The sequence below is a fragment of the Paucibacter sp. KBW04 genome (assembly GCF_003852425.1).
GTDB lineage: Bacteria > Pseudomonadota > Gammaproteobacteria > Burkholderiales > Burkholderiaceae_C > Paucibacter_A.
Genome location: NZ_QAJN01000012.1, coordinates 1 through 25,189 on the forward strand (window position 1 = coordinate 1; position 25,189 = coordinate 25,189).

Annotated in this window: 20 protein-coding genes, 1 pseudogene and 1 other annotated feature; of the genes and pseudogenes, 4 read left to right on the forward strand and 17 right to left on the reverse strand. The window is 54.5% G+C overall.

Translation table 11 applies throughout. The annotated features are described in order from the left end of the window. Together DBR47_RS14850 and DBR47_RS14855 are read left to right on the forward strand one after the other, a co-directional pair. Positions 1-453: UDP binding domain-containing protein (locus DBR47_RS14850; protein ID WP_305037019.1), on the forward strand; the 453-nt coding region annotated here is incomplete at its 5' end. Between the two features lie 10 nt (positions 454-463). After that, positions 464-1,486 carry an NAD-dependent epimerase/dehydratase family protein gene (locus tag DBR47_RS14855; RefSeq protein ID WP_124451407.1) on the forward strand — a complete coding sequence of 341 codons (1,023 nt, stop codon included), beginning with the start codon at positions 464-466 and terminating at the stop codon, positions 1,484-1,486. Here DBR47_RS14855 and DBR47_RS25500 read toward each other — a convergent pair. The 17 genes and pseudogenes from DBR47_RS25500 to DBR47_RS14940 form a co-directional block, all read right to left on the reverse strand. Next, the gene (locus tag DBR47_RS25500) at positions 1,429-1,698 is read right to left on the reverse strand and encodes an integrase core domain-containing protein (RefSeq protein WP_124451409.1); all 270 of its coding nucleotides are present in this window, start codon (positions 1,696-1,698) and stop codon (positions 1,429-1,431) included. The two genes, DBR47_RS14855 and DBR47_RS25500, sit on opposite strands and share 58 nt — an antisense overlap. Positions 1,699-1,803: 105 nt before the next feature. Beyond that, positions 1,804-2,564, reverse strand: a pseudogene (locus DBR47_RS14865) (IS3 family transposase); the annotation flags it as partial. Next, positions 2,221-2,337 (reverse strand) — a sequence feature (AL1L pseudoknot). (Overlaps the previous pseudogene by 117 nt.) A gap of 207 nt (positions 2,565-2,771) precedes the next feature. Beyond that, positions 2,772-3,902 carry a non-hydrolyzing UDP-N-acetylglucosamine 2-epimerase gene (wecB, locus tag DBR47_RS14870; RefSeq protein ID WP_124451411.1) on the reverse strand — a complete coding sequence of 377 codons (1,131 nt, stop codon included), beginning with the start codon at positions 3,900-3,902 and terminating at the stop codon, positions 2,772-2,774. 30 nt (positions 3,903-3,932) lie between these two features. Beyond that, a complete protein-coding gene (locus DBR47_RS14875) occupies positions 3,933-4,961 on the reverse strand; it encodes a polysaccharide biosynthesis protein (protein ID WP_124451413.1) in 1,029 nt (342 codons plus the stop codon). Between the two features lie 26 nt (positions 4,962-4,987). Further along, positions 4,988-5,860: an SDR family oxidoreductase gene (locus tag DBR47_RS14880; protein WP_124451415.1), complete on the reverse strand. Its 873-nt coding sequence runs from the start codon at positions 5,858-5,860 to the stop codon at positions 4,988-4,990. Positions 5,861-5,905: 45 nt separating this feature from the next. After that, the gene (locus tag DBR47_RS14885; RefSeq protein WP_124451417.1) at positions 5,906-7,120 is read right to left on the reverse strand and encodes a glycosyltransferase family 4 protein; all 1,215 of its coding nucleotides are present in this window, start codon (positions 7,118-7,120) and stop codon (positions 5,906-5,908) included. 171 nt (positions 7,121-7,291) lie between these two features. Then, on the reverse strand, positions 7,292-8,410 hold the full coding sequence (locus DBR47_RS14890) for a glycosyltransferase family 1 protein (protein WP_124451419.1): 1,119 nt from the start codon (positions 8,408-8,410) through the stop codon (positions 7,292-7,294). A 460-nt stretch (positions 8,411-8,870) separates the two neighbouring features. Then, positions 8,871-9,278 carry a hypothetical protein gene (locus DBR47_RS14895; protein ID WP_197047090.1) on the reverse strand — a complete coding sequence of 136 codons (408 nt, stop codon included), beginning with the start codon at positions 9,276-9,278 and terminating at the stop codon, positions 8,871-8,873. Positions 9,279-9,561: 283 nt separating this feature from the next. After that, positions 9,562-11,493 (reverse strand): asparagine synthase (glutamine-hydrolyzing), encoded by a 1,932-nt coding sequence (gene asnB, locus DBR47_RS14900; protein ID WP_124451423.1) that lies wholly within the window; start codon positions 11,491-11,493, stop codon positions 9,562-9,564. 7 nt (positions 11,494-11,500) lie between these two features. Continuing rightward, positions 11,501-12,733 carry an oligosaccharide repeat unit polymerase gene (gene wzy, locus DBR47_RS14905; protein ID WP_124451425.1) on the reverse strand — a complete coding sequence of 411 codons (1,233 nt, stop codon included), beginning with the start codon at positions 12,731-12,733 and terminating at the stop codon, positions 11,501-11,503. Further along, complete coding sequence (locus tag DBR47_RS14910; protein WP_197047091.1) at positions 12,720-13,610, reverse strand: glycosyltransferase; 891 nt, start codon at positions 13,608-13,610, stop codon at positions 12,720-12,722. The genes wzy and DBR47_RS14910 overlap by 14 nt, the downstream gene beginning before the upstream one ends. Before the next feature lie 9 nt (positions 13,611-13,619). After that, complete coding sequence (locus DBR47_RS14915; RefSeq protein ID WP_124451429.1) at positions 13,620-15,134, reverse strand: lipopolysaccharide biosynthesis protein; 1,515 nt, start codon at positions 15,132-15,134, stop codon at positions 13,620-13,622. A gap of 9 nt (positions 15,135-15,143) precedes the next feature. Next, positions 15,144-15,713, reverse strand: a complete 570-nt coding sequence (locus tag DBR47_RS14920) for an acyltransferase (protein WP_124451431.1) — start codon at positions 15,711-15,713, stop codon at positions 15,144-15,146. A gap of 1 nt (position 15,714) precedes the next feature. Then, positions 15,715-16,821 carry a DegT/DnrJ/EryC1/StrS aminotransferase family protein gene (locus DBR47_RS14925; protein ID WP_124451433.1) on the reverse strand — a complete coding sequence of 369 codons (1,107 nt, stop codon included), beginning with the start codon at positions 16,819-16,821 and terminating at the stop codon, positions 15,715-15,717. Positions 16,822-16,886: 65 nt separating this feature from the next. Continuing rightward, positions 16,887-18,878 (reverse strand): acyltransferase family protein, encoded by a 1,992-nt coding sequence (locus DBR47_RS14930; RefSeq protein WP_124451435.1) that lies wholly within the window; start codon positions 18,876-18,878, stop codon positions 16,887-16,889. Positions 18,879-19,230: 352 nt separating this feature from the next. Continuing rightward, on the reverse strand, positions 19,231-20,445 hold the full coding sequence (locus tag DBR47_RS14935) for a Wzz/FepE/Etk N-terminal domain-containing protein (protein WP_231512327.1): 1,215 nt from the start codon (positions 20,443-20,445) through the stop codon (positions 19,231-19,233). Between the two features lie 4 nt (positions 20,446-20,449). Continuing rightward, positions 20,450-22,411, reverse strand: coding sequence for an SLBB domain-containing protein (locus DBR47_RS14940; protein ID WP_124451437.1), 1,962 nt, complete (start codon positions 22,409-22,411; stop codon positions 20,450-20,452). 123 nt (positions 22,412-22,534) lie between these two features. Between DBR47_RS14940 and DBR47_RS14945 the strand changes: the two genes are divergently transcribed. Both DBR47_RS14945 and DBR47_RS14950 read left to right on the forward strand, forming a co-directional pair. Next, complete coding sequence (locus DBR47_RS14945; protein WP_124451960.1) at positions 22,535-23,671, forward strand: glycosyltransferase; 1,137 nt, start codon at positions 22,535-22,537, stop codon at positions 23,669-23,671. A 27-nt stretch (positions 23,672-23,698) separates the two neighbouring features. After that, complete coding sequence (locus tag DBR47_RS14950) at positions 23,699-25,183, forward strand: DEAD/DEAH box helicase (RefSeq protein WP_124451439.1); 1,485 nt, start codon at positions 23,699-23,701, stop codon at positions 25,181-25,183. The last annotated feature ends 6 nt before the right edge of the window (positions 25,184-25,189 follow it).

Consider the following 25,189-nt stretch of genomic DNA (forward strand, 5'->3'; position numbering starts at 1 on the left):
GTGATTCTGGCCGGCCGCCGCATCAACGACGGCATGGGCAAGTTCATCGCCGAGCAAACCATCAAGCAGATGATTGCCGCAGGCTGCGCCATCAAGGGCGCCAAAGTCAATGTGCTGGGCCTGACCTTCAAGGAAGACTGCGCCGATCTGCGTAACTCCAAGGTCATCGACATCATCCATGAGTTGCAAACCTATGGCGTGGAAGTGATCGTGACCGACCCGGATGCCGACGCGGACGAGGCCGTGCATGAATACGGCGTGCGCCCGGTCAAGTGGGCCGAACTGCCCAAGGCCGATGCCATCGTCGCGGCAGTTGCACACAAGAGCTACAAGGCTTTGAGCGCGGCCGACTTGGCGGCCAAGGTCGTCGCAGGCGGCGCCTTCATCGACGTGAAGGCGGCCTTTGATCAGAAGGCGCTGGAAGCGGTTGGTCTGCGCGTCTGGCGCCTGTGAGGAGTAAGTAATGAGCAAGTATCAAGAAGTTTTGCACTCTTTGCGAGCCCAGCCGAAGAAATGGTTGATTACGGGCGTAGCTGGTTTCATCGGCAGTAATTTGCTGGAGACTTTGCTGTTTCTGGATCAAACTGTGATCGGTTTGGACAATTTCGCCACCGGGCACCAACGCAATTTGGATGAAGTTCGCGGCCTAGTCAGTGAGGCTCAGTGGGCCCGCTTTCACTTTGTCGAAGGGGACATCCGCGACGAGCGGACCTGCCGCGACGCCTGCGTGGGTGTGGACTATGTGCTGCATCAGGCGGCGCTGGGCTCAGTACCACGCAGTATTGCTGACCCGATCACGAGCAACGCCGCCAATGTGACGGGCTTCTTGAATATGCTCGTCGCCGCGCGCGACGCGAAGGTACAGAGCTTCACGTATGCTGCTAGCAGCAGCACCTACGGCGACCACCCAGCGCTGCCCAAGGTCGAGTCGAACATCGGCAAGCCGCTGTCGCCGTATGCGGTGACGAAGTACGTCAATGAGTTGTATGCGGAAGTCTTCGCCCGAAGCTACGACTTCTCGACGGTCGGATTACGCTACTTCAACGTATTCGGCCGCCGACAGGATCCCAACGGCGCCTATGCCGCGGTGATACCGAAATGGGCCGCTGCGCTAATCGCCGGTGAGACTGTGTTCATCAACGGCGATGGCGAGACCAGCCGGGACTTTTGCTACGTGGCCAACGCTGTGCAAGCTAACATTCTGGCTGCCACGACGGCTGACGCTGCCGCCCGGAATCAGGTTTACAACGTGGCTGTGGGCGACCGCACGACACTGAATCTGCTGTTCGGCCTGTTGCGCGACGGCCTGGCTCATGAAGGTGTTAAAAGTGATGCGCAGCCGACCTACCGCGACTTTCGCGTCGGCGACGTGCGCCATAGTCAGGCTGACGTCGGTAAGGCCTCGCGCCTGCTCGGTTTCGAGCCGACTCATACCCTTAGGCAGGGCCTTGATGAGGCGCTGTCTTGGTATGTCAAGAACTGTTGACTTCTCCCCCGCCCCCGCCGTACGACTGAGGTGAACGTCGGGCTTGAAGGTTCTTCGTAATATTCCCGAAGCCAGATGGCGAACGCCGAGTGCGCCCGCGGCAAGGCCTCGAAGCAGTGCTCGCTCAAGCACTCGTCGCGAAACTTGCCCTTGGAGCTTTCGATGCAGCCGTTCTGCCTGGGCCGTCCTGGCTGGATTGGAATGTGCTGCATATCAAGGGACTGCGCCTAGGCGATGAAAGCCCGGAAGGTGAACTTGGGTCAGTTGTCGGTCCTCGCCTCCGCCGTGTAGCTTCTGAAGATCGCCGCCCGATTCAGCCAGCCCACGATGCGCCGGCTGAATACGTTGACAACAAAGGCCACATAGACCCCGCCCTTCCAGGTCGGGACATACGTGAAGTCCGAGACCCAGAGCTGGTTGGGTCGCTCGGCCTTGAACTGCCGATTGACCCGGTCCAGCGGGCATGGCGTCTTGGTGTCTGGTGTCGTGGTGCGCACCTGTTTGCCTCGACGCACAGCTTGCAGCCCCAACTGGCGCATGAGCCGATCGATGGTGCAGCGCGCCACCTGGATGCCCTCGCCCTTGAGTTGCCGCCAGACCTTGTCGGCCCCGTAGATCTGCTTGTTGGACTGCCATATACGTTAAACATGCGGCGCCAGGCTTGCATCGCGCTGGGCGCGCCGAGAGTGCAAGGCCGGGCAACGCTGGCGCGCCGCGTGGCGCCAGTACGCCGATGGGGCAATCTGCAAGACGCGGCAGATCGACTCGACCCCAAGCTGCCGGCGATGCTGGTCGACGAAGGCCTTCAGGACTTGAGACGGCGGTCGAGTTCCGCCTGGGCGAAAAACGCGCTGGCCAGCTTCAAAATCTCGTTGGCTTTGCGCAGCTCGCGGTTCTCGCGCTCGAGGTCTTTGATCCGTTGCGCCTCGCTCGTGGAGACGCCCTCGCGCTGGCCCGAGTCGACTTCATGTTGCCGCACCCAGGTGTTCAGCGTCTGGGGTGCGCAACCAATCTTGCCGGCGATGGACTCGATAGCCGCCCACTGGGAGGGGTGCTCGCCACGGTGCCCCTGCACCATGCGCACAGCGCGCTCGCGGACTTTCGGGGGGAAAACTTCAGTGACTTCCTCATGGCTCCATTCTCTACAGTTGGAGCCTCCCCAAACCCCGGGGCGGTTCAATCCGACCGTTGGATGCAATACGAGTTGGAACTCAGCGCCCATCCACCTCGAACAATTGCGTATTGACTAAAAGTGGGGGGCACCGAAAGTGCCCCCCGATTTTGATCAGTACTTCTTCCACACAACACGGTTCACATAGTCCGTGTAGCTGTGAATGATCCGGACAACTTTGTCGCTTACATTGGGCATGCTGTAGTCGGCGACTTGGCGTAGGTTGCGTTCGGCGCCGCGGAGCTGTCCGTTCAAGATGGCGAGACCCTGCAGTACACGGGTTATGTCCAACCCGACCATCATGACCGATCCTTCCTCGAATGCCTCATGCCGCTCCTGCGTTTCCCGCAGGTTGAGTGCGGGGAAGTTCAGGATAGAGGACTCTTCGCTGATCGTGCCGCTGTCAGACAGTACAGCCTTTGCAGAAGTCTGCAGCCTCACGTAGTCGGTGAATCCCAATGGCTTGAGCAACTGCACGCGAGGATGGAAGCTCACGCCCATGGCCTGCACACGCTTCTGGGTACGCGGGTGGGTGGAGACGATTACGGGGAGATCGAACTGCTCCGCCACGGCGTTGAGCAAATTTACTAGGCGCATGAAGCTTTCGTCAGAGTCGACGTTCTCTTCACGATGGGAACTCACGACAAAGTAGCGATCTTCCGTGAGTTCCAGGCGGCTCAATACGTCAGAATTGGCGATGCCTTCGCGGTAGTAGGCCAGTACTTCGGCCATGGGGCTGCCGGTCTTGATCACCAAGTCGGGAGCTAGACCTTCCCTCAACAGGCATTCACGGGCAATGTCGCTGTAAGTGAGGTTCACATCTGCCGTGTGGTCCACAATTCTGCGGTTAGTTTCTTCGGGGACACGCATGTCAAAGCAGCGATTGCCGGCCTCCATGTGGAAGATCGGTATCTTGCGCCGCTTGGCGGGAATAACCGCCAGACAGCTGTTCGTGTCACCCAAGACCAGCAAGGCCTCCGGCGCTTCGGACACTAGCAATTTGTCCAGGCCAGCAATCACGTTCGCGATCGTTTCTGCCGCACTGCCGCCCGCAGCACCAAGAAAGTGGTCGGGCTTCCTGATGTCCAAATCGTCAAAAAAGATCTGATTCAGTTCGTAGTCGTAGTTCTGACCGGTGTGGACGATCACATGATCGCAATGCTGGTCGAGTTGGGACATGACGCGGGACAGCCGGATGATCTCTGGCCTGGTCCCTACAACGGTCATTACTTTGAGTTTTTTCATATGCAAATCCTTTGTCCTCGCGCGACCCGATCATTCTTCGGGTTCGATGTGCTCGCCCTTGACCAACGCCTGAATGAAGCGCAGCTTCATCAGTAAGTTGGTCATGCCCGCAACATCCAACCGCGTGGTGTTGTGCGAGTTGTAGTCGGTGGCTTCAGAGATCTTCACTTCACCCTGCTCCATGTACTTGCCATAGTTCAGGTCGCGCAAGTCTGGAGGCACCCGGTAATAGTCTCCTAGGTCTTGCGCAGCCACCATTTCCTCTCGGCTTAACAAAGCCTCATAAAGCTTTTCACCGTGCCGAGTGCCAATCACCTGTATTGGGTGTTCGGGGACACCCATTAGCGAGGTCAAGGCCTTGGCGAGTGTCTCAATTGTGGCTGCTGGCGCCTTTTGAACGAAGATCTCACCTGGCTTGCCGTGCTCGAATGCGTACAGCACCAGGTCCACCGCGTCATCCAGCGTCATCATGAAACGCGTCATGTTTGGATCAGTGATGGAAATCGGCGCTCCGGCCCGAATTTGGTTGGTGAAGAGCGGAATCACCGACCCCCGCGAGGCCATCACATTGCCATAACGCGTAGTGCAAATGACTGTGTCACCTGAGGAGCGAGACTTGGCCACGATCACCTTTTCCATCATGGCCTTGCTGATCCCCATGGCGTTGATGGGATAGACCGCCTTGTCGGTGCTCAAGCAGACCACTCGCTTGACGCCGCAATTAATGGCGGCTTCCAACACGTTCTCCGTACCCAGGACGTTTGTCTTCACTGCCTCCATGGGGTGGAACTCGCAAGACGGCACTTGCTTCAAGGCCGCAGCGTGATAGATGTAGTCGACGCCACGCACGGCATTGAGAACCGACTGATAGTCCCGAACATCACCGATATAGAACTTCAGTTTGGGGCTTGCAAAACGCTTGCGCATATCGTCTTGCTTCTTTTCGTCCCGGCTGAGGATGCGGATTTCCTTCAGGTCCGAGTCCAGGAATCGGCGCAAAACCGCATTGCCAAATGATCCTGTTCCGCCAGCGATCAGTAAAACCTTGTCTTTAAACACATTCACTCCTTGCAGTTTCAGTCTGGTCAGCCAAATCGACGCATCGAGGCGACGAGTTCAGTCCAAGGGGCGGGTGTCCAACCCGTCTCGCCCCGGAATCTCGATGAATCGAGCGACCTGTCAATCACGAGTCGGTCATCCGGAACAATCTCGATCGACTTGTCGAAAGCGGTCTTGACCAGATTCAACAGATCGTATTTTCCGATTGGGTCGGATGAGACATGCCAAAGCCCTCGCAGATGGGGGCGTGGCAGAACTTGGTCCCGGATCACCTTTGCCAGCTCTACAGTGGGTAAACCCGAGAATACGGCCCGTGTGAAGCCGCGTACACGGCCTTCTTGAGCCAGGAACCAGCCCACCAGGCTATGTGCGCTTGCCAGTTCGTGGCCGATGATCGAGGTGCGTAGGGTCACCGCGTTGTCATAGTCCACCTCACCTAACAACTTGCTTCGGCCGTAAAGGTCTAGGGCATCCGGTGCATCTGATTCGCGGTAGTTTCCTTGGGTGCCTGAGAAGACGCAGTCAGTGCTTATGTGGACTAGGCGCGCGCCCACTAACGAAGCCAGGCGGGCGAGTCGGTGAGGCAATAGGGCATTGATAGGCAGAGCGGATAGGGGGTCATCGGCCTCAGCCAGTTGCTTCACCAAGCCAATGCAGTTGATCACGACGTCGGGCCGAACCCGGTTGAAAAGCTGGATCAACTGGTCTTGGTGCTCGACGTCGATGCCAACACTGATGCGCGTCCGGTGTTCTGCGCCGAAGTGCTTCAGGCCTGTCGCACTACGTGCAGTACCGTGCGCCTCAAAGCCGTGGCTCTCCGAAAAGAGGCGAAACACCGCATTGCCCAGCATGCCGGTGACACCGAGCACTAAGACTTTTTGCGGGGAAGTGGAATTCATGGATAGAGTCATAAATTGAAAGTTCTCAGTTCGAGCTGTGCTACCTCAGCGCAGCTCACGAAACATGTCGATGAGTCGGCGCGAAAGCATACGAGGTTCGAAATGCTGCTCGTAGTAACGGGTGGCGGCTGCGCCCAAAGCGTCCTGCTCTGTCTTGGACAAGTCAGCGAGGTGGCTCACGGCACGGGCTAATGCCCCAGCATCACCAGCTGGGCAGGTCACACCGGCGCCAGCTTCTTCGACCACTCTGGCGCCTTCGCCATTCATGGATGCAATGACAGGGCGGCCTGCGGCAAGGTAGGCCTGCAACTTGCTGGGAATGGTCTGATCCATGATCGGGCTGGCGACGAGGCTCATGATCAAGGCTGAAGCCTGTTGGAACAAACCAGGCATGGCTGTCACTGGGAATCGGCCCGGCAGCTCTACGTTGAGCAGCCCCCTGTCTTGCACCTGCTGCTTAAGCCATTCCAATCGGCTCCCGCTGCCTACCAGGACAAACCTTATCTCTTGCCTTGTTAACAGTATTTCGGCTGCATCCAGTATCGTGTCCAGAGATTGCACTGTGCCCAGGTTGCCGGCGAATACCACGTTAAACCCCGGTTTGAGTTGAAGAGCTGGCGGCTCACTAACTGGGGGTTGTGCACTGAATACGGCCTCTCCGGGGTTGGGGTAGTAGATCACCGGTGTCTTACCGGCCATGGGCGTGATGGATCGGACGAAGGATTGCGACTGCGCAAGCACCAAGTCGTTCTGCCTATAGATCCAGCTCACAAGCTTTCTCACTGAGCCCAGCACTTTGCGGCTTTGTACGAAGCCGGTGACCTCAAGGCTCTCCGGCCAAAGGTCCTGCACCCACGTCACCAATCGAGCTCGCTTGAACTTTGCCACTACAAGCGCAGATAGCGCATGCAAGACCGGTGATGGGGCGTAGACAAAGACTACGTCCACCTTGCGGCCCCGCAATAGCCAGGGCCCCATGAAGGCCATATTGAATATGCTGGCAAGATAGTTCATCGCCAAATCGCGCGCCTTTCCTTTGCGGCGCGGGTGGCTTGGCACCCGCAGCACATCGAAGCCCGCAGGGTGATGCTCTTTGCGAACTGACCAAGCCCGATAGCCAGGGAATATGTCGCCATCCGGGTAGTTGGGCTGTCCTGTCAACACGGTCACATCGCACCCTTGAGCCACGAGTTCCGCCGCCACGTCGTTGATGCGAAAGGACTCTGGCCAGAAGTTGTGACTGACTATCAAGACTTTCAAACGAGGACACCGGAATTTAGGCTGACCATCGGCATGAGGGCGCCGAAGTGCTGCGTGGGGACAGATTGATTCATGATTTTATTAAGGGGTACATTGACTGAGGATTACTTAGCTCCAAGACGCTGTTTGTCTCGCCTTTTCGGGTCATGGAATACCGCGTTGAGATGGTAACTACACACTCAAACGATGGATCTCGGTCCAGGTTTCGCGCGCGGTTAGCTTCCAGTCATACTTAGCGCTGCGTTCGTTGGCAGCGGCAGCCCAGCGAATTGCAGTTTCGGGTTCTTCAAGCACCCGCCTCATTGCTTGAGCAATGCTAGTTGGGTCGAAGGGCGAGAAGTAGCCAATTTCCTGACCGCCGAATTCCGGCATCGGCTCGACATCGGAGGACAACACCGGGCGACCGGCCGCTAGTGCCTCTAAAAGAATGTTTGGGCAGTTCTCGCAGGAGGATGCGAAGAGGTTCGCTTCGGCGTTTTGATACAGCGCGGGAATTTCGTTGTACTTGATGGCTCCGCAGATCACGACGCGATCGTCTAGACCGAGCTCAGTTATGGTCCGGCGTACCTGTTCCGCATCCACACTATCGGCCTCGCCAGCAAGTACCAGCTTGCAGCGCGCACGCTGCTCGGCAGTTAGTTGCGCATAGCCGCGGACGACCTCATCGTGGTGCTTGTAGCTGTCAATCTTGGATACATAAAGTAGATAGGGGTCATCGCCAACGACAGTGGGTCGTGGCAACTTCGTTCCCTTGGATCGGAAGGCCTCAGTAATGCCGTGAGGGATTGTTACCGGGTTTGGGATGCTCGTAAGTGCCTCGATCACTCTACGGGCAAACTCAGAGATAAAGATCGTCAGGTCGGCTTCGCTCATGCTGCGTAGCATCAGGCCTCGCAGCATGTGGTTGCGGATGCGTTGTAGGCCCCATGGCATACGCCGCAACGCGCGATCGTCGAAAGGAGTCATGTTGCGAAACATTGTGACTACGCGACACTTCTTGGGGGCCTTCGTAGCGACGAGCCCGCCAGGGCAAAAGAGGATATCCGCGCCGGTGCGTTTCAGATATCGGGGAAGGGACCAGCGCTCCCAAAGGGCGCGCAACAGCGGATTCTCTGTGGGCCAGTTGGCGTGGACCCTTCGTATGTTTGGATGCAATGGCAACTGCAGGCTGCGTGGCGCAAAGACCTCAATCTGCGGTGGATTGTGCTCCGGCAGATGGCTTAGCAGGTTGATTAGGTAGGTCTGGCCACCGCCCTGACGGGCCGAATAGGCGTTGATGACAATCTTCATGTTTGAGACTAGGAGTTCAGGATGCCGCAGAGCGGCTTAACGTTTTGGATGGCTGCCCAGTCAACACTCGGCAACTGCGCATGGTTAGTCAGCGCGCTGTCTCCGACTGTGAAGTCGCGATAAGCGGTGATACCGGAGAGCGCCAAGGGGCATCCTGCGGCGGTGTGCTTGATCATCCCATTTGTGGGCCGCGGTTTTAGGCAAGCCGACAAGAAGGCACCTGTACGCCGCAACCGGCTTGCAAGTGAGGCAGCGAAACTGCCCGGACACGACCAATCTGCAATGCAGCATTTGATCATCGATGCCTGCGGCGCTTGAGGCCTAGTGCTGTCACCAAGTATCACCGCTGGACGCCCAGGGAGGCGACGCAGAGCGGAAACAAGACGCGCGATCACTACGGGTACATTCCTTTGGAGGCCCAGTCGACCAACGGCAATACGAAGCCGCTGGCCATCGAGGCCTAAGTAGTCGACAGGTGGCGAGCTTCGCGGTGGTGACACACCTGTGCAGCCTTGTGCGCCAGAATCCCGCCAATATTCGAGCGGAACTTCAGAATCCGTAATGATGGCAGGGCGCGGCGTCCCACGGCCATTCGTATGCACATTTGCAATTTGCCCGACGCGTACTCGGCCGAGGAACAGCGTTCAAAAACCACATAGAGCCTTTCCTTCCAAAACGTGGCGGCACCATTCCGCAAACCCATTTGAAGCGGCCAAGTGTGGGCTAAGTCAGCATGGAATCGAGTCACCGTACCAATCAGGTCACCCAGAACCCGTTTCAGCTTAGCCGACGGCAGCATCTGGGGAGTACCGGGCATACGGGAAGGAACGAACGGGTCGAACGGGATCATATTTTTATTCAACGTCAACACTTTGCAGCCAGCCAACTTGGGTAGAACAAGATCTCAGCCTTCGCTTACACGAGGAGTCTTGGCTGCTTAAACTGCTCCAAAAGAGTGTGCACCCAAAAATTCTCGGTCGGCCAGTTGGTATCGCCGCGACGCGTGCGAGTGTCAGCAAATAAGCAAGCTCAAGCCGTTGGGGCAAAGTTGCCAATTTGAAGATAAAACTGCGAGTGCAGCCTGCTAAGCAAAATCTTCAGGAGGGACCTGGCCGAGATGAGCTGAAAGTGTATTGACGATAATCTTTATATCAATGTTTTTGGGCAGACAACCATGCCTGGAACATTAATACATTCCATAAGTACAAGCTCCGGTCGTGACTGCCTTCAATATGCTGGCGCCACATCTCAGAAACCTTGTGAGCATCAAGATAGCCTTGATTGAGAATCGTCAATGGGTTCAAAAGAGATTCTGCCCAGGCTCGTAATGGTCCACGTAGCCAGTCAGCCAGTGGCACGGAAAAGCCAGCCTTGGGGCGGTCGATGAGTCGACGCGGGACATAGCGGTCTAGCACACGGCGTAGCACCCACTTACCAACGCCATCCCGAACCAGCATGCGCTGGGGCAATGCAAATGCTAGCTCGACGACTCGGTGGTCCAGCAATGGCGCACGTGATTCCAAGCTTGCACTCATTGATGCACGGTCAACTTTTACAAGCAAATCATCGGGCAAGTATTGGCTAACGTCCCACCTTCGCATCGCCTCAATTGGGTCTACATCTTGTCTCCAGGGCACAGACAGAAAACTCCGTTCTTTGCAGCCAAGAACCAGACCATCCTCCGGTTGCCATTGGGACATCAGCCGAACATACATTTCGCCAAGACTTCCTGACAACATCAGGTGAGACAGTCGATGAATGCGACGTCCATTGATACGCTGGCGCTGCGCATTGGGCAGAACACGAAGCATGCTGTCCCAGGTATCAGGTGATAGAGACCGCAGCATTGTCGACACCGGCCTGCGTAGCGCCATGGGTTGCTGACTTACACGTCTCCACAAGGCCGCGGTAATTTGATATCTAGGGTATCCGGCAAACAGTTCATCGCCACCGTCCCCTGAAAGTGAAACTGTCACGTGTTGACGAGTTAGCCTCGAGACGAGCGTGGTTGGAATTTGGGATGAATCTGCAAAAGGCTCGTCGTATATCAATGGCAACTCTGGAATAATTTCAGCGGCACTTCTCGCGCTAACAATCATTTCAGTATGTTCAGTACCCAAGTGCTGTGCCACAGCCTTGGCATAAGGGGCCTCATCAAACGAGCTCTCTTCGAAACCAATCGTGTAAGTTCGTATCTGTTGCGAGCTTTGGGACTGCATCAGCGCAACGATGGCGCTGGAGTCGACTCCACCAGAGAGAAAGGCACCAAGAGGCACATCGGAAACCATCTGTAGACGGACCGCCTCCTGCAATTGATTGTGTACACGATCAACCAACTCGTCGTCGCCACAAGCAGTCAATTGTTCGCGCAACTGCGATTGGCTGGCATCACCAATTACCCAATATGGGCGTGACACTTCTGCGCTGGAAGGCGAGTGAAGTGTGAGCATATGCCCGGGGCTCAGTTTCGAGATTCCCGAGTAGATGGATTGAGGGGCGGGAATATAGCCAAATCGCAAAAAATCAGCCAGTGCTTCGCGGTCCACTGCAAGCTGACCATCGCTTATCTCGCGAAGGGCCTTCAACTCAGATGCAAAAATAAATCGATTGCCAATCACGCCATAGTACAGCGGCTTCTCCCCCATCCGATCCCGTGCTAGCGACAACGATGCGGTTTGCCGATCCCATAAAGCAATTGCAAACATGCCGACGAGCTTTTGCAAGGTCGGCTGAAAGCCCCATGCTTCAACGCAGGCAAGCAATATTTCCGTGTCGGAATGTCCACGCCATGTGACTGACTGCTGCTCAGATTCCAATTCATCGCGCAGACCGGCAAAGTTATAAATTTCGCCATTGAATACGAGCACATACCGACCAGAATTGGATGCCATTGGCTGGTGCCCTTGCGGGCTCAAATCCATTATCGCCAAGCGCCTATGCCCGAGCCCTATGCCGGCCTCTGCGTCCACCCAGTGGCCTTGATCATCGGGGCCTCTGTGAGTGAGCAAATCCGTCATGCGCAAGAGGCGTTGAGGTAGGCCACTTTCCGGGCGCCAATAGGCTATTCCAGCTATTCCACACATATAAATTTTATTCGCTACTTTGCAATCGACGCGCGATGAAGAAATATATAAATCCAGTCACCAAAAAATTGGTGAAGGCACCGAACCAGCCATGCATTAAAAGCAGTAGCCAAATCAGCCAGTTCAATTCACTGACTTCTTTTGATTTTGAATACTTAACAAGGAGGTGGCTAGATAGCATCAAGAAGGCTAAATAAGCCAGGTAGATTGGAATGTACTCATACGCCACCAACATCCAACCAATCGCGCCTACGTGCGTTGCGTAACTGCTCTCCAGCAAATCAGTGTTGAGCAATGTGGAAATTACCACGGTGTTTAACTCGTTGGCTGCGGATAAATCGAATACGCGATTCAGAAAAAAGCCCACAAAGCCTTCGAGGTAGAACACTCTAATGAATCCGGTATGAAATTGTTCGCGCAGGACGTCCAGGTTGTTGAGTAAAACTGCGACAGATGAGAAATGCTGAAATCTCTGAAATAGCTGAACTAGCGAGTCTGCGTAAATCTCAGTTATGTCGAGTAGATCAATATTAAGTGACGATGCTATACTTGAATAGTCGGCGCCGGTTGCAATCAATCTGAAATATAATTTCATGAACATGATTGCCGGTAGCAGCAAAAGACCCGTCGCGGCTGAAAAAAAGACGAGCTTAAATGATATTTTCCGCCGCCATACTGATTTCACAAGAATCAGCCAACCCAAGTATAAGTACCAACTCGACCAGCCGCGTAAAACATTGCTTACCGCGAAGATGACTGCATTTAGTATGGCGAACCTATTTGGCAGTGATGATGCAAAATAAAAAAGAAATAAAAAATCCGCCGATACCACATAAAACAGATACTTTATTGGTGATTCATTTTTTGATGTAACCCCCGCTACTCCGGCGCCGTAGTACAAAGAATATGTCAAAAAAACAATTTGAACAGTCAAGACAAAGAATGATAGCTTGAAACTCGGATGCCTCGAGTCAAAAGTCTTCCAATCTATTGATATTATTTTTTTGAAAAAGTTAAAGGCCAAATTCATTACTAGAATGAAAGAGCCGATAATTCCCATGGCTATGACCAAAGTGGCGAAATTGCTAGGCGCGTCAAAGCCAGTGAAGTCACCACCTAGTTCATTTGTCACCAGTGTTGTAACTGCCGCAGCCACATTAGACGCCATGTAGATGCCTAGCAGTACGCCGTGCGAGACGCCCAACTGCCTTTTTCTCTGGCGTTCGTTATCGAGGGGCATTGTAGAAACGCCTATTTTTCAAGTAAGAGTAGTACTGCCGAAATGCCTTTATTGAACATGTGCGCATCCACAGCTTGACGCTTTTTGACAGCGTTGCATTGTGGTTGCGAAAGTCGGATATTGACAGTACAAGTGCAGCGCAATTTATTGCGTCGTTGTCCTTCGAGCTTTCTTGCGCCATCGTGGTTAAACGATCAACTAGATACTTCCGAAACACGGAATTCCTATTTGTTGAGACGCCTACGCCATATCTGTAAATGCCAAGAATCTGCGGACCTATATACCCGGCCTTGCCGGACTGTAAGTGTTCGATGTTCAGGAAATAATCTAAGGTATTTGGTTGGCGGCTGCAATATTTGCGCTGTTTGGCCCTGTACATTTTGGTGCTGTGGTTGGCCAAAAATGTATATTTTATAAGGTCATGACGATTGAAGCCATGCTTTATCTTGGCAAAGTCAATGTTGTCGTCTAGTTCAATTCCATCGCTGTACGCATATCTAACCCTGTGCCAGACAATCTGAAATTCTTGATTGTTATCGAGAAAATCTGCCTGTAGTTGAAGTTTGCCAGCAAGCATCAAATCGTCGCCATCCATGTGAGCGATATACTCGCCTTCTGCGCAGTCATGCGTGGCAAAATAGTTGGCTACCGCGCCAATATTTTTTTCTTGGAACAGCGGCCTAATCATGCCCGGATGGGCTGCTGCCATTTCATTGATAATCGCACGGGTGCCATCTGTTGAGCAATCGTCACCGACGATGACTTCAATGTCAAAGTTGGTTACTTGGCTGACAATGGATTGGAGACACTGTCGGATATAGTCTTGCTGGTTGTAAGTCACCACGCACACTGATACTTTCGGTTTTCTAACTGTCACGGTGGTCATCTATCCAGGTACTGTGAAACGATTGTTCCATCGGGTTGCCAGCGCCCGGCGTATCGTTGAGGAAGCCGCCGCGGCCGCGGCCAATATGGCGACGCTGATCAGAATAATTTGAAGTGTTGAAAGAATTCGATCATGTGGCCAGGTTAGTATTAGTTTTAAGCCGACTGCCGTGGCGGCAGAGGCCAGCGCGATCAGTCCGACGTCTCGAATCACCCATTGGGTATGTAGGCCCGTCACAAAACGATTGTGAACTTTCGGAACCCAAAAAATGAAATATGCCGCATTGGCGCCGAGCCAAGCGTAGCCTGCGCCAGTAACCCCATACTTCCAGGTAGCCGCTATCAACGTTGGGATCAGGATGACCAAAAATAATAGGCTGCCGATCAGGTGTAGTTTCAAGTCACCCTTTGCAAATTGGAGGTAGTAGGGGAACGCGCCGAGAGCAAGGATACCGTTGCCCAAGGCGTAAAGTTGTAGTGCCTGTGCGGCAGCGCCGGTAATTGCCGCATCCCCAGTCCATGCCCAAAGGACTTGCTCCGAAAAGCAGGCGAGAACCAGCGCAACAGAGATTGCAATTACGCTCACGAGCTGGGACGCGCTTCGGTACAAACGGATCAGCCCTGCCTCATCCCCTTCGGCAGAAAGTTTGCTCAAACGCGGCAAAATTGCGCCGCTGATTGGACCGCTGACAATCATCACGCCACCAGCTACAAGTACCGCCAAGGTAAAGTAGGCATAGTCTGCCAATGGAAGCAATTTAGATAACACGAGCTTGTCAGTTTGTGTCACCAGTACCCAGACTGAGCTGGTAAATGCAATAGAAAGTGAAAACTTGAGTACTCCGCGTAGGGGTTCCCACTGCCAGGGTGTTCGGCTTCCATTTTCTATTTTTGGCATTAATCGGTAGGTTTGGGTCACCAGTACCATCAACTCAATTAATGCAACTAGTACTTGGTATGTGAAGAAGTCGGTAGGACTTGTACCTACATACAAAAAAACTGGAATGACAAGAACGAAACGAGCTGTAGCAATTGCTATATTAAAGGCACTTAGCCATACCAGCTGTTCAAATCCACTAATGACACCTCGATAAAGGCCGCATATCCATCTCAGTGCAACAACGATCGCCATTAGCATAATGGCATGCTTTACCTCGGCTATGGGAAGGAACTGTACGTTGAGCCAACTGCTGGCGATGGCGCTTGAGCCGGCCATCATTGCCGCGCTGCCAAGCAATGCAATGCATATAAATATGCCTTCCAGCGCACGTAACAATCTTCGCAAGCTTAGTGCGTTCGTTGCACCGCCGTTGAATCGGGCAGTTTCACGCGTTAGCGTGGGAGTCAGCCCCATGTCCAGCAATTGGAACCAGGCCAACAGCATCGCAAAGAAGCCCACCAGACCATATGCTTCTGCGCCCATGTAGTGCACGTAGTTGGGCACCATGAATATGCCGATCAACGTGACGTAGATCTGGCTAGCATAATTGGCAAGGATATTATGTCGGACGGACATGCTGTGCAATCAATTGGATTTTTCAATCAAGAATTTCTGTTCAAGTTTCAGCAGATCACGTTGGCGTTCTTTGATTCTCTTGGCCGGATTTCCCGCGTAGATGCCAAATGCCTTGCAGTGATTTTTTACCAGGCTTAGTGCGCCGACGACGACACCTTCTTCAAGTACTGCGCCTGGTAAAATTACACTCCCACTAAAAACAAGAACATGTTTTCCAAGATAAACATCAGCATGGCTGACGCCAGTATATGCGGCGGGTACGGTGGGGTTGGTCATCGTTTTTCCGGTATGGTCGTCACTGCTCGAATATATGGAGACACGTGACGAGATATTGGAAAAATCACTCAGTGTTATTTTCCCAGCACCGATCAATGACGAATAGACTGCAATGTGCACATGTTGACCAATGCAGATACCCCCTGAACCCGCCGACAGCACACAGAAGTCATCGATTCGGACGTTGCTACCCAGTGCAATCCGCTCCACTCCGTAAAACGATGCTCGGTCAGAAATCTGAACATTCTCCCCAATTGAGGAAAAGCCCATTTTTTCCAGAATGGTACGGGGCAGTAATGCCATTTTAGTTTTCTCGAATGAGATCAACAATACGTTGCTGATCAGCTGGCGAAAGCGCCGGATAAATGGGTAAGCACAGCACTTTTTGTGCTGCCGCGGTTGCCGCCGGCAGGTTTTCCCGGTGAGCTGACGGCAGCCCGCGGTACATCGGAAAGTCGGTAATCAGTGGGTAGAAGTAGCGACGAGCGAAGATGTTGTTTTCTTTTAGCTTTTGGTATAGGGCATCGCGGCTAAGTGGGTAGTCAGCCTCTACCAATATAGGAAAGTATGAGAAGTTTGAAGTGTGTTCGCCTGCGTTTGGCAGGCAGCGAATACCTTTGATGCCTTCGATCAGTTGTCGATAGGTACTGTCAATTCTTTTACGCTGCGCTAGCGCATGGTCAATATGCTTGAGTTGAAGCATACCGAATGCAGCGTTGATTTCACTCATTTTGCCGTTGATGCCGGGCGCCACGACGGTCACCTCGTCCACAAACCCGAAATTCTTCAGTTGGTCGATACGAAGTTTGGTTTTGGCGTCTGGGCAGATGATGGCACCGCCTTCGAAGGTGTTGAACACTTTTGTGGCATGAAAGCTAAGTACCGACAAGTCGCCGTGGTTCAATACGCTGCCGCAATGGCTTTTAACACCAAAGGCATGGGCTGCATCATATATGACTCGCAAATTGTAGTTGTCCGCAATCTTTTGAATTGCGTCAACGTCACATGGATGTCCGTAACAGTGCACGGGCATGATGGCGGTTGTCTGCGGAGTGATTGCGGCTTCTATCTTGGCTGGATCTAGGTTTAGTGTGTCTGGGTCTACGTCGACGAACACAGGCTTAATACCGTTCCATAGCAGCGAATGGGCTGTAGCTACAAACGAGTATGGTGTCGTGATGACTTCACCTGTTACGCGCAATGCTTGTAATGCAGTGACTAGCGCGATGGTTCCGTTGCTGAATAGCGCAAGATGCTTGACGCCCAGATATTCGCAGAGGGCTTGTTCTAGCTGGGTATGAAAAGGGCCGCCATTAGTGAGAATTTTGTTTTCCCATATCTTTTCCAGATAAGGAATGAATTCGTCGAGTGGAGGAAGGTATGGCTGCGTGACGTAAATTGGTGAGTTCATATCTGTCAAGTCTGGATAATGAAAATATCTAATTGGGCAGATTTTAGGGATTTCGCCTTTGCCGTTTAGCGACGGGTCTGGGTTTGGTCGTCCTTGGGTAAGGCTTCAGCGGTTCGAGCAAAGGCAGAACTCAAACCATAAGTAAGATGTGGCTCCATACCCATGGCTCCTGCGACGCTCAAGTGGTTGGAGTCGCGATAGATTGGGAGGTTGTTATTCATCACCAAACAGTCTTTCGCACAAAGCCATTGAATAGGATCTAGGAAGACAAACATGTCCCGACGGGCAATGGTTTCAACAACATCAAAGAATGGTGCGTACTTTGTTCGCTGCTCGCTTGCCAGTGAGTATTCATTTTTGTGATGCCCGCCTGCGGCTTCCATCGCCAACGATAAAGGAACACTTTTGCCGTAGGTGGGGACTGGTCCAATTAAAATCACTTGTCTGCCGTTTGCTTGCAGCCATTCGATGGTCGAAGCCAGTGCGCGCTGTGCGATCGAAGTGCCAGTACCCAGCAAATCGCCCCCGTTGTAACCCGTCACTGGACTCTCTGCTAGAAAGTACCAACCCCAATTGGCGGACAGGACGACCGTCTTGATTTCAGTGTGTGCCTGGAGGTAGGCCTTTATTGCCAAGTTGTTTGTAGAGCATGCTGGATTGACCGTGACCTCAATGTTCAACAGAGGTGGGCACGCAGACAACGTTGCCAAAAAGGCTTGTCGGTCCTGGGTGGCCAGGCTTTCATTTAAGGCCGGTGCCCAGGCGAGCAAATGACTGTCACCCCACAGCAGTATGTCTGGGGCGCTTTTCGAGTTCCCGATCGTGCACCACTGTTGCGGGGAGCGTTCGACGCATTGCAGATACGGAATCTGGGGTTCACGTGCGCTGTCCAATGCAATCACAGCGGACCCGTAGCGACCCGCAAACCCGCGCTCGCTCAAGCCAACGATACATACAACGATCAATACCGCGGCAAACGCTGCGGAGGCTTTGACCAAGCTCTTAGTCTTTACCCTCGCGCCACGGCGGAAGGGTTGCTCGACGAAGTGATAGGAAAGGCAGCCCAAAAGAAGCGATGCGGCAAGTATTGCGGGCAGGTACTGCGTTAGCGGATTTAAAGCATTGGCATACTGAGCGAAAACGATGACAGGCCAATGCCATAAATACAGCGAGTAGGAAGTCAACCCAATGTAGACAACTGGCCTCCACTGCAGCAGACGCCCAACAAATGTCTGTCCGCTACTACCGGCGTAGATGATGGCAACGGTGCCAAGCACGGGTAACAAGGCCGTCAAACCGGGAAAAACGGTCCTTTCGTCGTAGAAGTAGAGCGCAACTGTGATTGCTAGCAAACCGCCCGCCGCGAGAGTCTCCCGTATCATGCGCGAACGTACTTTGGGTACTTCGCCTAGGGCAAGGATGGCACCGGCGAACAACTCCCACGCACGGAACGGCGATAGAAAGAACACCGCGACAGCTTTGCTGTGAACCAACAGAACTGCTCCAGCGAAAGACAGTACCGTGAAACCCACCAGAATCCATGTGATATGTTTTCTAAAGTGGCGGTAGCACACCAAGAGTAGGACGGGAAAGAGTACGTAGAACTGTTCTTCTACGGAGAGGGACCAGGTGTGCAGTAGCGGGTTGAGTTTTGCATCGGTGGCAGCAAAGTAACCTGCGTCCATCTCTCGCCAAAACAAGATATTGGATGAAAAGAGCAATGTGCCCAAGGCGCCACGAAACGTGGCTGCGTAGTCACTCGGCAACAATAGAAGGTAGCCGGCGACTATGGTGACAGCCAACATTGCAAAAAGTGCCGGAAAAATTCGTCGCGCCCGCCTCTCATAAAATCGGGCAAAGGTGAATTGTCCAGCGCCTATTTCTCTTGCGATGATTCCGGTTATCAAATAGCCGGAAATGACGAAGAAGATATCGACTCCGACATAGCCACCAGGCACGAGTCGACTAGAAAGGTGGTTGAGAACCACTGCAAGAACGGCGATAGCACGCAGCCCGTCGATATCGGGTCGGTATTCGTTCGTCAAAGTTGTACGCATGGAGGAGAAATTCTTGGGGCTATCGTCTGCCAACGTACCAGGGCACCGTCTCGGTCAAGCCTGCTGACAAGCGATGAGCTGGCGAGTATCCGGGCAAGCGCTGCAGTTCTCTGATACTTGCCTAGCCTGAGCGGAAGTTGCCGACCCGACATTTACGGTAAACAGGAACAGTCGGCATGCACAGCGGCGTTGCTTCGGCGCTAGTGATGACGGGCGTTACTAGGTTGTCGCGCAGGAGGTCAAAGAGCATGTTTAGCGTGGGGCGGCCGCCTACAGCGCAAGGTTGTTGACCTGCTTCATGCGGAGCAAATTGGAAGCATATGGGGTCGTCTTCGCTTCTCCAATATCAAGGCTATTGCCGCCAAGCTTGGTGCAAGCGCATGAATTTTTCGGCTTTGAGTGGGTTGGACTTCGCGTCTTGCCAGAAACTTCTAGCGAATACCCAAAAAATCAGGAGAAAAAAAGCTCCAAAAGTTGTGAGCAACGCAGTCGTTGCTCGTTTGGGTTTGCTCTTGTTTTCCGCAGGCACCGCCACGTCCACGACTTGGATCAGGGCTCCCTCGCGACTCTCGTCAAGACGAGCCATCTCGAACTGCCTAGAGAGCAGCTCGAACAGGGTTTCCTGGTACTTGTAGTCACGATAACGGCGGATGTAGTCAGAGTCGCCATTGGCATCGCTTGTCGCGCCTTCAAGTTTGGACAACTGCGCTCGCAGCGCGCCCAGCAGCGTTGCTTGCTGCTGGAGTTCGGGTGCGTTGTCGGCAAAGCTGCGGCGCAAGGTTTGCAGTTTGATCTCTGCAGAGGTGGTCTGGGCTTTAAGGGTGGCATAGCCCTCGGCCGCAGCCTTGGGTTCAGCCTTTAAGGCACCAGGATTGAATCCGCTGTTTTGTAAGATCTGTTGAGCTTCAACAAGCTTGATTTGTGTGCGCTTTAACTCTGCCTCAAAAAAGGCGCGACGTTGTTGGGCTTCGGTCAACGCGAGTTCTGAAGTCAAACGGCGCAATTCTGAAACATGCATATTGGCCATATCGGCCGCCATTTGGGGGCTCTTGGCGTCAACCTCGACCGTGATCAAACCATCCTTCTTTCCCAAAGAAATGCGCACATTCTGCTCAAGCTGTTTGCGAGCTTGAAAGCGGAATTCGGTTTCATACGCTTCAATGAGGTTGAATTTGTCGATGATCCTATCTTCGACATTGTTGCTTTGCATAAGTGCGACGTACTGGTCTGCCGGGCTTTTGATTCCCGCAATGCCGCCAGCCAGACCGGACAGCGCACCCAGGGAGGCCAATGCAGACGCGGCAAAGCTTTGCTGCTGCTGGGGCGGCAAGAATGTTGTCTTGGCGGTGTAAGTGGGGGCAATGAGGTAGCTGCCGCCAAAGGCCAACGAGCCGGCCACGATGGGCCCAATGACAAGCAAGCGCCAGCGCTCTGCCAAGATGGTCAGAAGGTCCAGCAGTTCGACGCCATTCTCATCGTGTTGTGGGTCTCGAAAGGCAAGATGTTCTTGCGATGTTGAATTGTTTTGGCTCACGCGCAGCGACTCCGCAGTTTCAGCTTGGTTCACGCAATTAGTTCTTGATGGTCTTCAGCGCCGCAGCACCCAAGCCAAACTGATAGAGGATCTGTGTCCACTCTTTGGCTTCTTGCATAAAGGTGGTTTTGTTCATTTCTTCAGGCACAAACACAGTGTCGCCGGGCAATGCCGTTAGGCCATCAAGGCCGCCGCCAGAGATCAACCAACCGGACTTTTGACGGGCACTAACTACGCTGCCGTTGGCGCGCAAGACGAAAATACTGTTTGCGTCGGCGCCCTTGGTGGGGCCTCCAGCCAGTTTTAAAAAGTCAGTGACTGTATTTCCATCACCATAGAGATAGCTACCTCCATTGAAGACGCTACCGAAAACTCCAACGGTGTTGGGGTAAGCAGGGATCAGCAATCTGTCACCGTCTTCAACTGCGAGCTCAGGCAGAGTTTTTGACTTTGGATTCAGTTGCAAAACAATACGGCCAGTGGGTTTGATGGCTCGCAGGCGTTCGATCAATTGATTCGATCCCTGGGCCTTTGCGCTTTGGGCCATGGCTTCATCTGCATTGAGTGCCCGTTGGGTTGAGCTGCTGCGAGCAAACTCGGTTTCAAGGTCGCGCAGCGCACGCGCGTAGTTTTCTTGCTGTGATGCACGGACGCTTTCGCGGCTGAACTCGGTTCCGAAAACATAGGCGTCGGGCGTCAAGCCGCCGGCAGCGCGAATGGCATCGGCCAAGCTGCTGTTGGCGGGCAAGATGAACTCGCCGGGGCGCTGAACTTCGCCCTCAACCTTGACGCGCTTGCTTTGTTTGTATTGTGGCAACGAGGCGTCGACGGCGCTGAAGGCGCGGAAGAGATCGCCATCTCGTGGTTTTTGTTTGGCTTGCTGAGGAAGTGTCAGCTCACTGATTCGCATGTCATTGCGGGTATCCAAGTGTTCTACAGTGAAGCGACTGCGGTCGGCGACAGCAGTAAAGCCGCCAGCCATTGCCAAGACGTCTTCCATGGTGTCTTGGGGTTTCAATTCGAAGATTGCTGGCTTGTTTACACTGCCGATAAGTGCAACTTGAGGGCCAACGGCGCCGATGTGAATGACGTCTTCTGCCTGCAGTGCGCGGTCAGCGGATTTGTCGCCCTTGATCAGCAGGTCGTAAAAGTCGAAGTTGCTGATGGTCTTCCCATTGCGGCGCAATTCAATTTGCCGGAAGCTACCCGCGGAAGAGGGGCCGCCTGCTTGCATCAAGGCATTGACCAGGGTCGCCAGGCTGCTGACGGTGTAGGCGCCGGGACGCTGGGTGAATCCGGTGACATAAATCCGAATGCTGCGCAGCTTGCCTAGGGAGGCACTGAGCTTGTAGTTGCGAAAGACTTGCGCGACGCGCTGGTCAATGGCGGGTGTCAGTTCGGAGTAGCGCAGGCCGGCCACCATAACAGGCCCAATCCGTGGCAAGGTGATGCGGCCACTACGGTCAACTGCGAGGCGCATGTCGGCCTCGACCGAGCCCCACAGCGTAACCAAGATCTCATCGCCAATGCTTATTACATAGTCCTGAGGAATCTGGCTGCTAGCTTCCTGGGCCATGCTCTTTCGCCCAGCCGTACTCATCAACTCGGATCCAAAGCGGCGGATGGGTGATGCTGATCCAGCGCTACGCTGCACATAGCGCTCAAACTCGCTGGGCGAGTAGGGCTCGGGTGCGATCGCTGACGATTCAAATCCACTTTGCTGTCGGTCCGATACTGCTTCTTGGTTCGCTTGGCTAGTGGCTGAGGTGGCGCGCAGGCGAACCGGGCCGCCATCGCTAGTTGATGCGCCATTGCCCGTCGCTTGCTCCGATTCGGCAGCAATGCTTCCCTGTCCGATCAATAGCCCTTGCGAGACCAATACCGACAACAGTGCGAGGCGAGCAAAGGCTGGTGTCTTGACACTAGGAGGCTGCGAGGTCGTGGCATCATGAGCTTGGCCATGTGACAGGAGGCTCGTTCGAAATTCAGAAAAAGTCATGGGCGCTCGCTAGAGAAATATTCAAGCAGACGCAAGTCGCGTCACTTATTGACCGGGCGGATTCTAGCCGTGTGCCGGGTGTGCCTAGGTGGAACCCTTGGTTGGTCTGGCTACACTGTCGACATGATGTTCTTTCTCGTTCCCTTTTTCGTGGCAGCAGCGGTCACGCTGTTTGTGATCCATTCATCCCATGCGCACGGGCATTTGTCTGCCGACGGGGATCTCTCTGGTCCGCAAAAATTCCACTCGCATCCCGTTCCTCGTATTGGTGGAGTGGGTATGTTTGTGGGCTTGCTGGCATGTGCCTTGATGGCCTGGGAGCAAAATTCGACGGCGGCCCGATTGGGTTTCTTGCTATTGGTCTGTGGTCTGCCGGCATTTGCTGCAGGCTTGATTGAAGACCTGACCAAGAAGGTCTCCCCGGGCAAGCGTTTGCTGGCCACCATGGCCTCTGCGGCGTTGGCTTTTTACATCTTGGACGGGAAAATTACCCGCACAGACATCATCGGCTTGGACTGGATTGTGGGGACAAGCCTGGGCGCCTTGGCCGCCACGGTGTTCGCTGTGGCGGGTGTGGCTAACTCGGTGAACATCATTGATGGCTTCAACGGCCTGTCCACCATGTGTGTGACATTGATGTTGCTGAGCTTTGCCTATGTGGCTTACCAGGTCGGCGATACGGAGTTGACGCTATGGGCTCTGGCTGGTGTGGGTGCAGTGCTGGGCTTTTTTGTCTGGAACTTTCCTGCTGGCCTGATCTTTTTGGGGGACGGTGGGGCCTACTTCATTGGCTTCTTCCTGGCCGAGATTGGCATCTTGTTGATTGCCCGGCATTCTCAGGTCTCGCCCTTGTTCCCCTTGATGGTGTGCGTCTATCCGGTGTTCGAGACCTTGTTCTCCATCTATCGCCGCCGCTTTATTCGTGCGACGCCCCCAGGCTTGCCGGATGGCATTCATCTGCACTCGCTGATTTACCGCCGCCTCATGCGTTGGGCGGTGGGTGCGCGTGACGCGCGTGCAATGACGCAGCGCAATTCGATGACGGCACCCTACCTGTGGACCTTGTGTCTGACTTCTCTGGTACCGGCTTTGCTGTTCTGGGACTCGACCACCATGCTGGTGATTTGCATGGTCTTGTTTGGTCTGATTTATGTGGGCCTGTATTGGCGCATCGTGCGCTTCCGCACGCCCAAGTGGATGGTGTTCAGCGCTCAGTTGAGGAGCGGTGCTGGTGCCGCAGATTCGGGCAAACCCGACTGAGATCCGCACATAGCGGATAATCTAGGGATGACCGAAACCCAAGCTACGGAAGTCGCGCCCTCGCGCTTCGACACTTTACCCCTCGACGCCAAGCTGCTTCGCGCTGTTGCCGACTCCGGCTACGCGATGATGACGCCCATTCAGGCGAAGGCGATTCCGATTGTGTTGGAGGGTCGCGATGTCATGGGCGCGGCACAGACCGGCACCGGCAAGACGGCCGCGTTTTCTATTCCCTTGCTGCAGCGCATGCTCAAGCATGAGAACGCCAGCGCATCGCCGGCCCGCCATCCCGTGCGGGCCCTGGTCCTGGCGCCGACGCGTGAGCTGGCTGACCAGGTCGCCAACAATATCAAGGCCTATGCCAAGCACACCAATCTGCGCGTAACTTGCGTGTTCGGCGGCATCGATATGAAGCCCCAGACTCTGGTGCTCAAGGGTGGCGTTGAAGTGTTGATCGCCACGCCCGGCCGTCTTCTGGATCACATCGAAGCCAAGAATTGCGTACTCAACCAAGTTGAGTACGTGGTGCTGGACGAGGCCGACCGCATGCTGGACATCGGCTTCCTGCCGGATCTGCAGCGCATCCTGAGCCATCTGCCCAAGGCACGTCAGACGCTTTTGTTCTCGGCCACTTTCTCGCCCGAGATCAAGCGCCTCTCGCAAAGCTATTTGCAGGACCCGGTCTTGGTTGAGGTGGCCCGGCCCAATGCCACGGCCACCAATGTTGAGCAGATTTTTTACAGCGTCAGCGATGACGACAAGCGTGGCGTCGTGCGCAAGGTCTTGCGCGAGCGCGCGATCACCCAGTCCATCGTCTTCGTCAATTCCAAGCTGGGTGCGGCGCGCCTGGCGCGCTCGTTTGAGCGTGATGGCTTGCGCACGGCCGCTCTGCATGGTGACAAGTCGCAGGACGAGCGTTTGAAGTCGCTGGACGCGTTCAAGCGCGGTGAGGTTGATCTCTTGGTGGCCACCGATGTTGCGGCGCGTGGCCTGGACATTGCCGATCTGCCGGCCGTCTTTAACTTCGACGTGCCCTTCAATGCCGAGGACTATGTGCACCGCATCGGCCGTACCGGTCGTGCGGGCGCCTCCGGCATCGCCGTGACCCTGGTGACTCGTTCGGATGCACGTTTGATTGGTGACATCGAAAAGCTGCTCAAGCGCGATATCGAATTGCGCCCCATCGAGTTGGATGAGGAGCGGCCTGCTCGTCCGGAGCGCGCGCCGCGCCCGCGTCGCGACTGGGACGCTGAGGGGGACTCTGCGCCTGTGGCTGAGTCTGCTGTTCGCGTGGCTTCGCCGAGGCCAGCGCCCCGCCAGCCCTCGCGTGACGCCTTCTTCGACAAGCCTTATGAGCCCAGCAATGCCGGCGGTGATCTGCCTGCTTGGGACAAGGGCGCGAATGCCACCAGTGCGGCGCCCAAGGGTTTGTCGGCGAATATCAAGCCCAAGCGCAAGGTGGCGGCCTTGTTTGGTGCCAAGCCGGCAACAACAAGCTCAGCCGAGTCCTGATCTCAA

Excerpts from the sequence above, each read along its gene's own strand:
- wzy (WP_124451425.1), bottom strand. The coding sequence starts at position 12,733 with ATGCCCCTCGATAACGAACGCCAGAGAAAAAGGCAGTTGGGCGTCTCG.
- DBR47_RS14915 (WP_124451429.1), bottom strand. The coding sequence starts at position 15,134 with ATGTCCGTCCGACATAATATCCTTGCCAATTATGCTAGCCAGATCTAC.
- wecB (WP_124451411.1), bottom strand. The coding sequence starts at position 3,902 with ATGAAAAAACTCAAAGTAATGACCGTTGTAGGGACCAGGCCAGAGATC.
- DBR47_RS14855 (WP_124451407.1), top strand. The coding sequence starts at position 464 with ATGAGCAAGTATCAAGAAGTTTTGCACTCTTTGCGAGCCCAGCCGAAG.
- DBR47_RS14890 (WP_124451419.1), bottom strand. The coding sequence starts at position 8,410 with ATGAAGATTGTCATCAACGCCTATTCGGCCCGTCAGGGCGGTGGCCAG.
- DBR47_RS14930 (WP_124451435.1), bottom strand. The coding sequence starts at position 18,878 with ATGCGTACAACTTTGACGAACGAATACCGACCCGATATCGACGGGCTG.
- DBR47_RS14945 (WP_124451960.1), top strand. The coding sequence starts at position 22,535 with ATGATGTTCTTTCTCGTTCCCTTTTTCGTGGCAGCAGCGGTCACGCTG.
- DBR47_RS14880 (WP_124451415.1), bottom strand. The coding sequence starts at position 5,860 with ATGAATTCCACTTCCCCGCAAAAAGTCTTAGTGCTCGGTGTCACCGGC.
- DBR47_RS25500 (WP_124451409.1), bottom strand. The coding sequence starts at position 1,698 with ATGCAGCACATTCCAATCCAGCCAGGACGGCCCAGGCAGAACGGCTGC.
- DBR47_RS14925 (WP_124451433.1), bottom strand. The coding sequence starts at position 16,821 with ATGAACTCACCAATTTACGTCACGCAGCCATACCTTCCTCCACTCGAC.
- asnB (WP_124451423.1), bottom strand. The coding sequence starts at position 11,493 with ATGTGTGGAATAGCTGGAATAGCCTATTGGCGCCCGGAAAGTGGCCTA.
- DBR47_RS14920 (WP_124451431.1), bottom strand. The coding sequence starts at position 15,713 with ATGGCATTACTGCCCCGTACCATTCTGGAAAAAATGGGCTTTTCCTCA.
- DBR47_RS14950 (WP_124451439.1), top strand. The coding sequence starts at position 23,699 with ATGACCGAAACCCAAGCTACGGAAGTCGCGCCCTCGCGCTTCGACACT.
- DBR47_RS14940 (WP_124451437.1), bottom strand. The coding sequence starts at position 22,411 with ATGACTTTTTCTGAATTTCGAACGAGCCTCCTGTCACATGGCCAAGCT.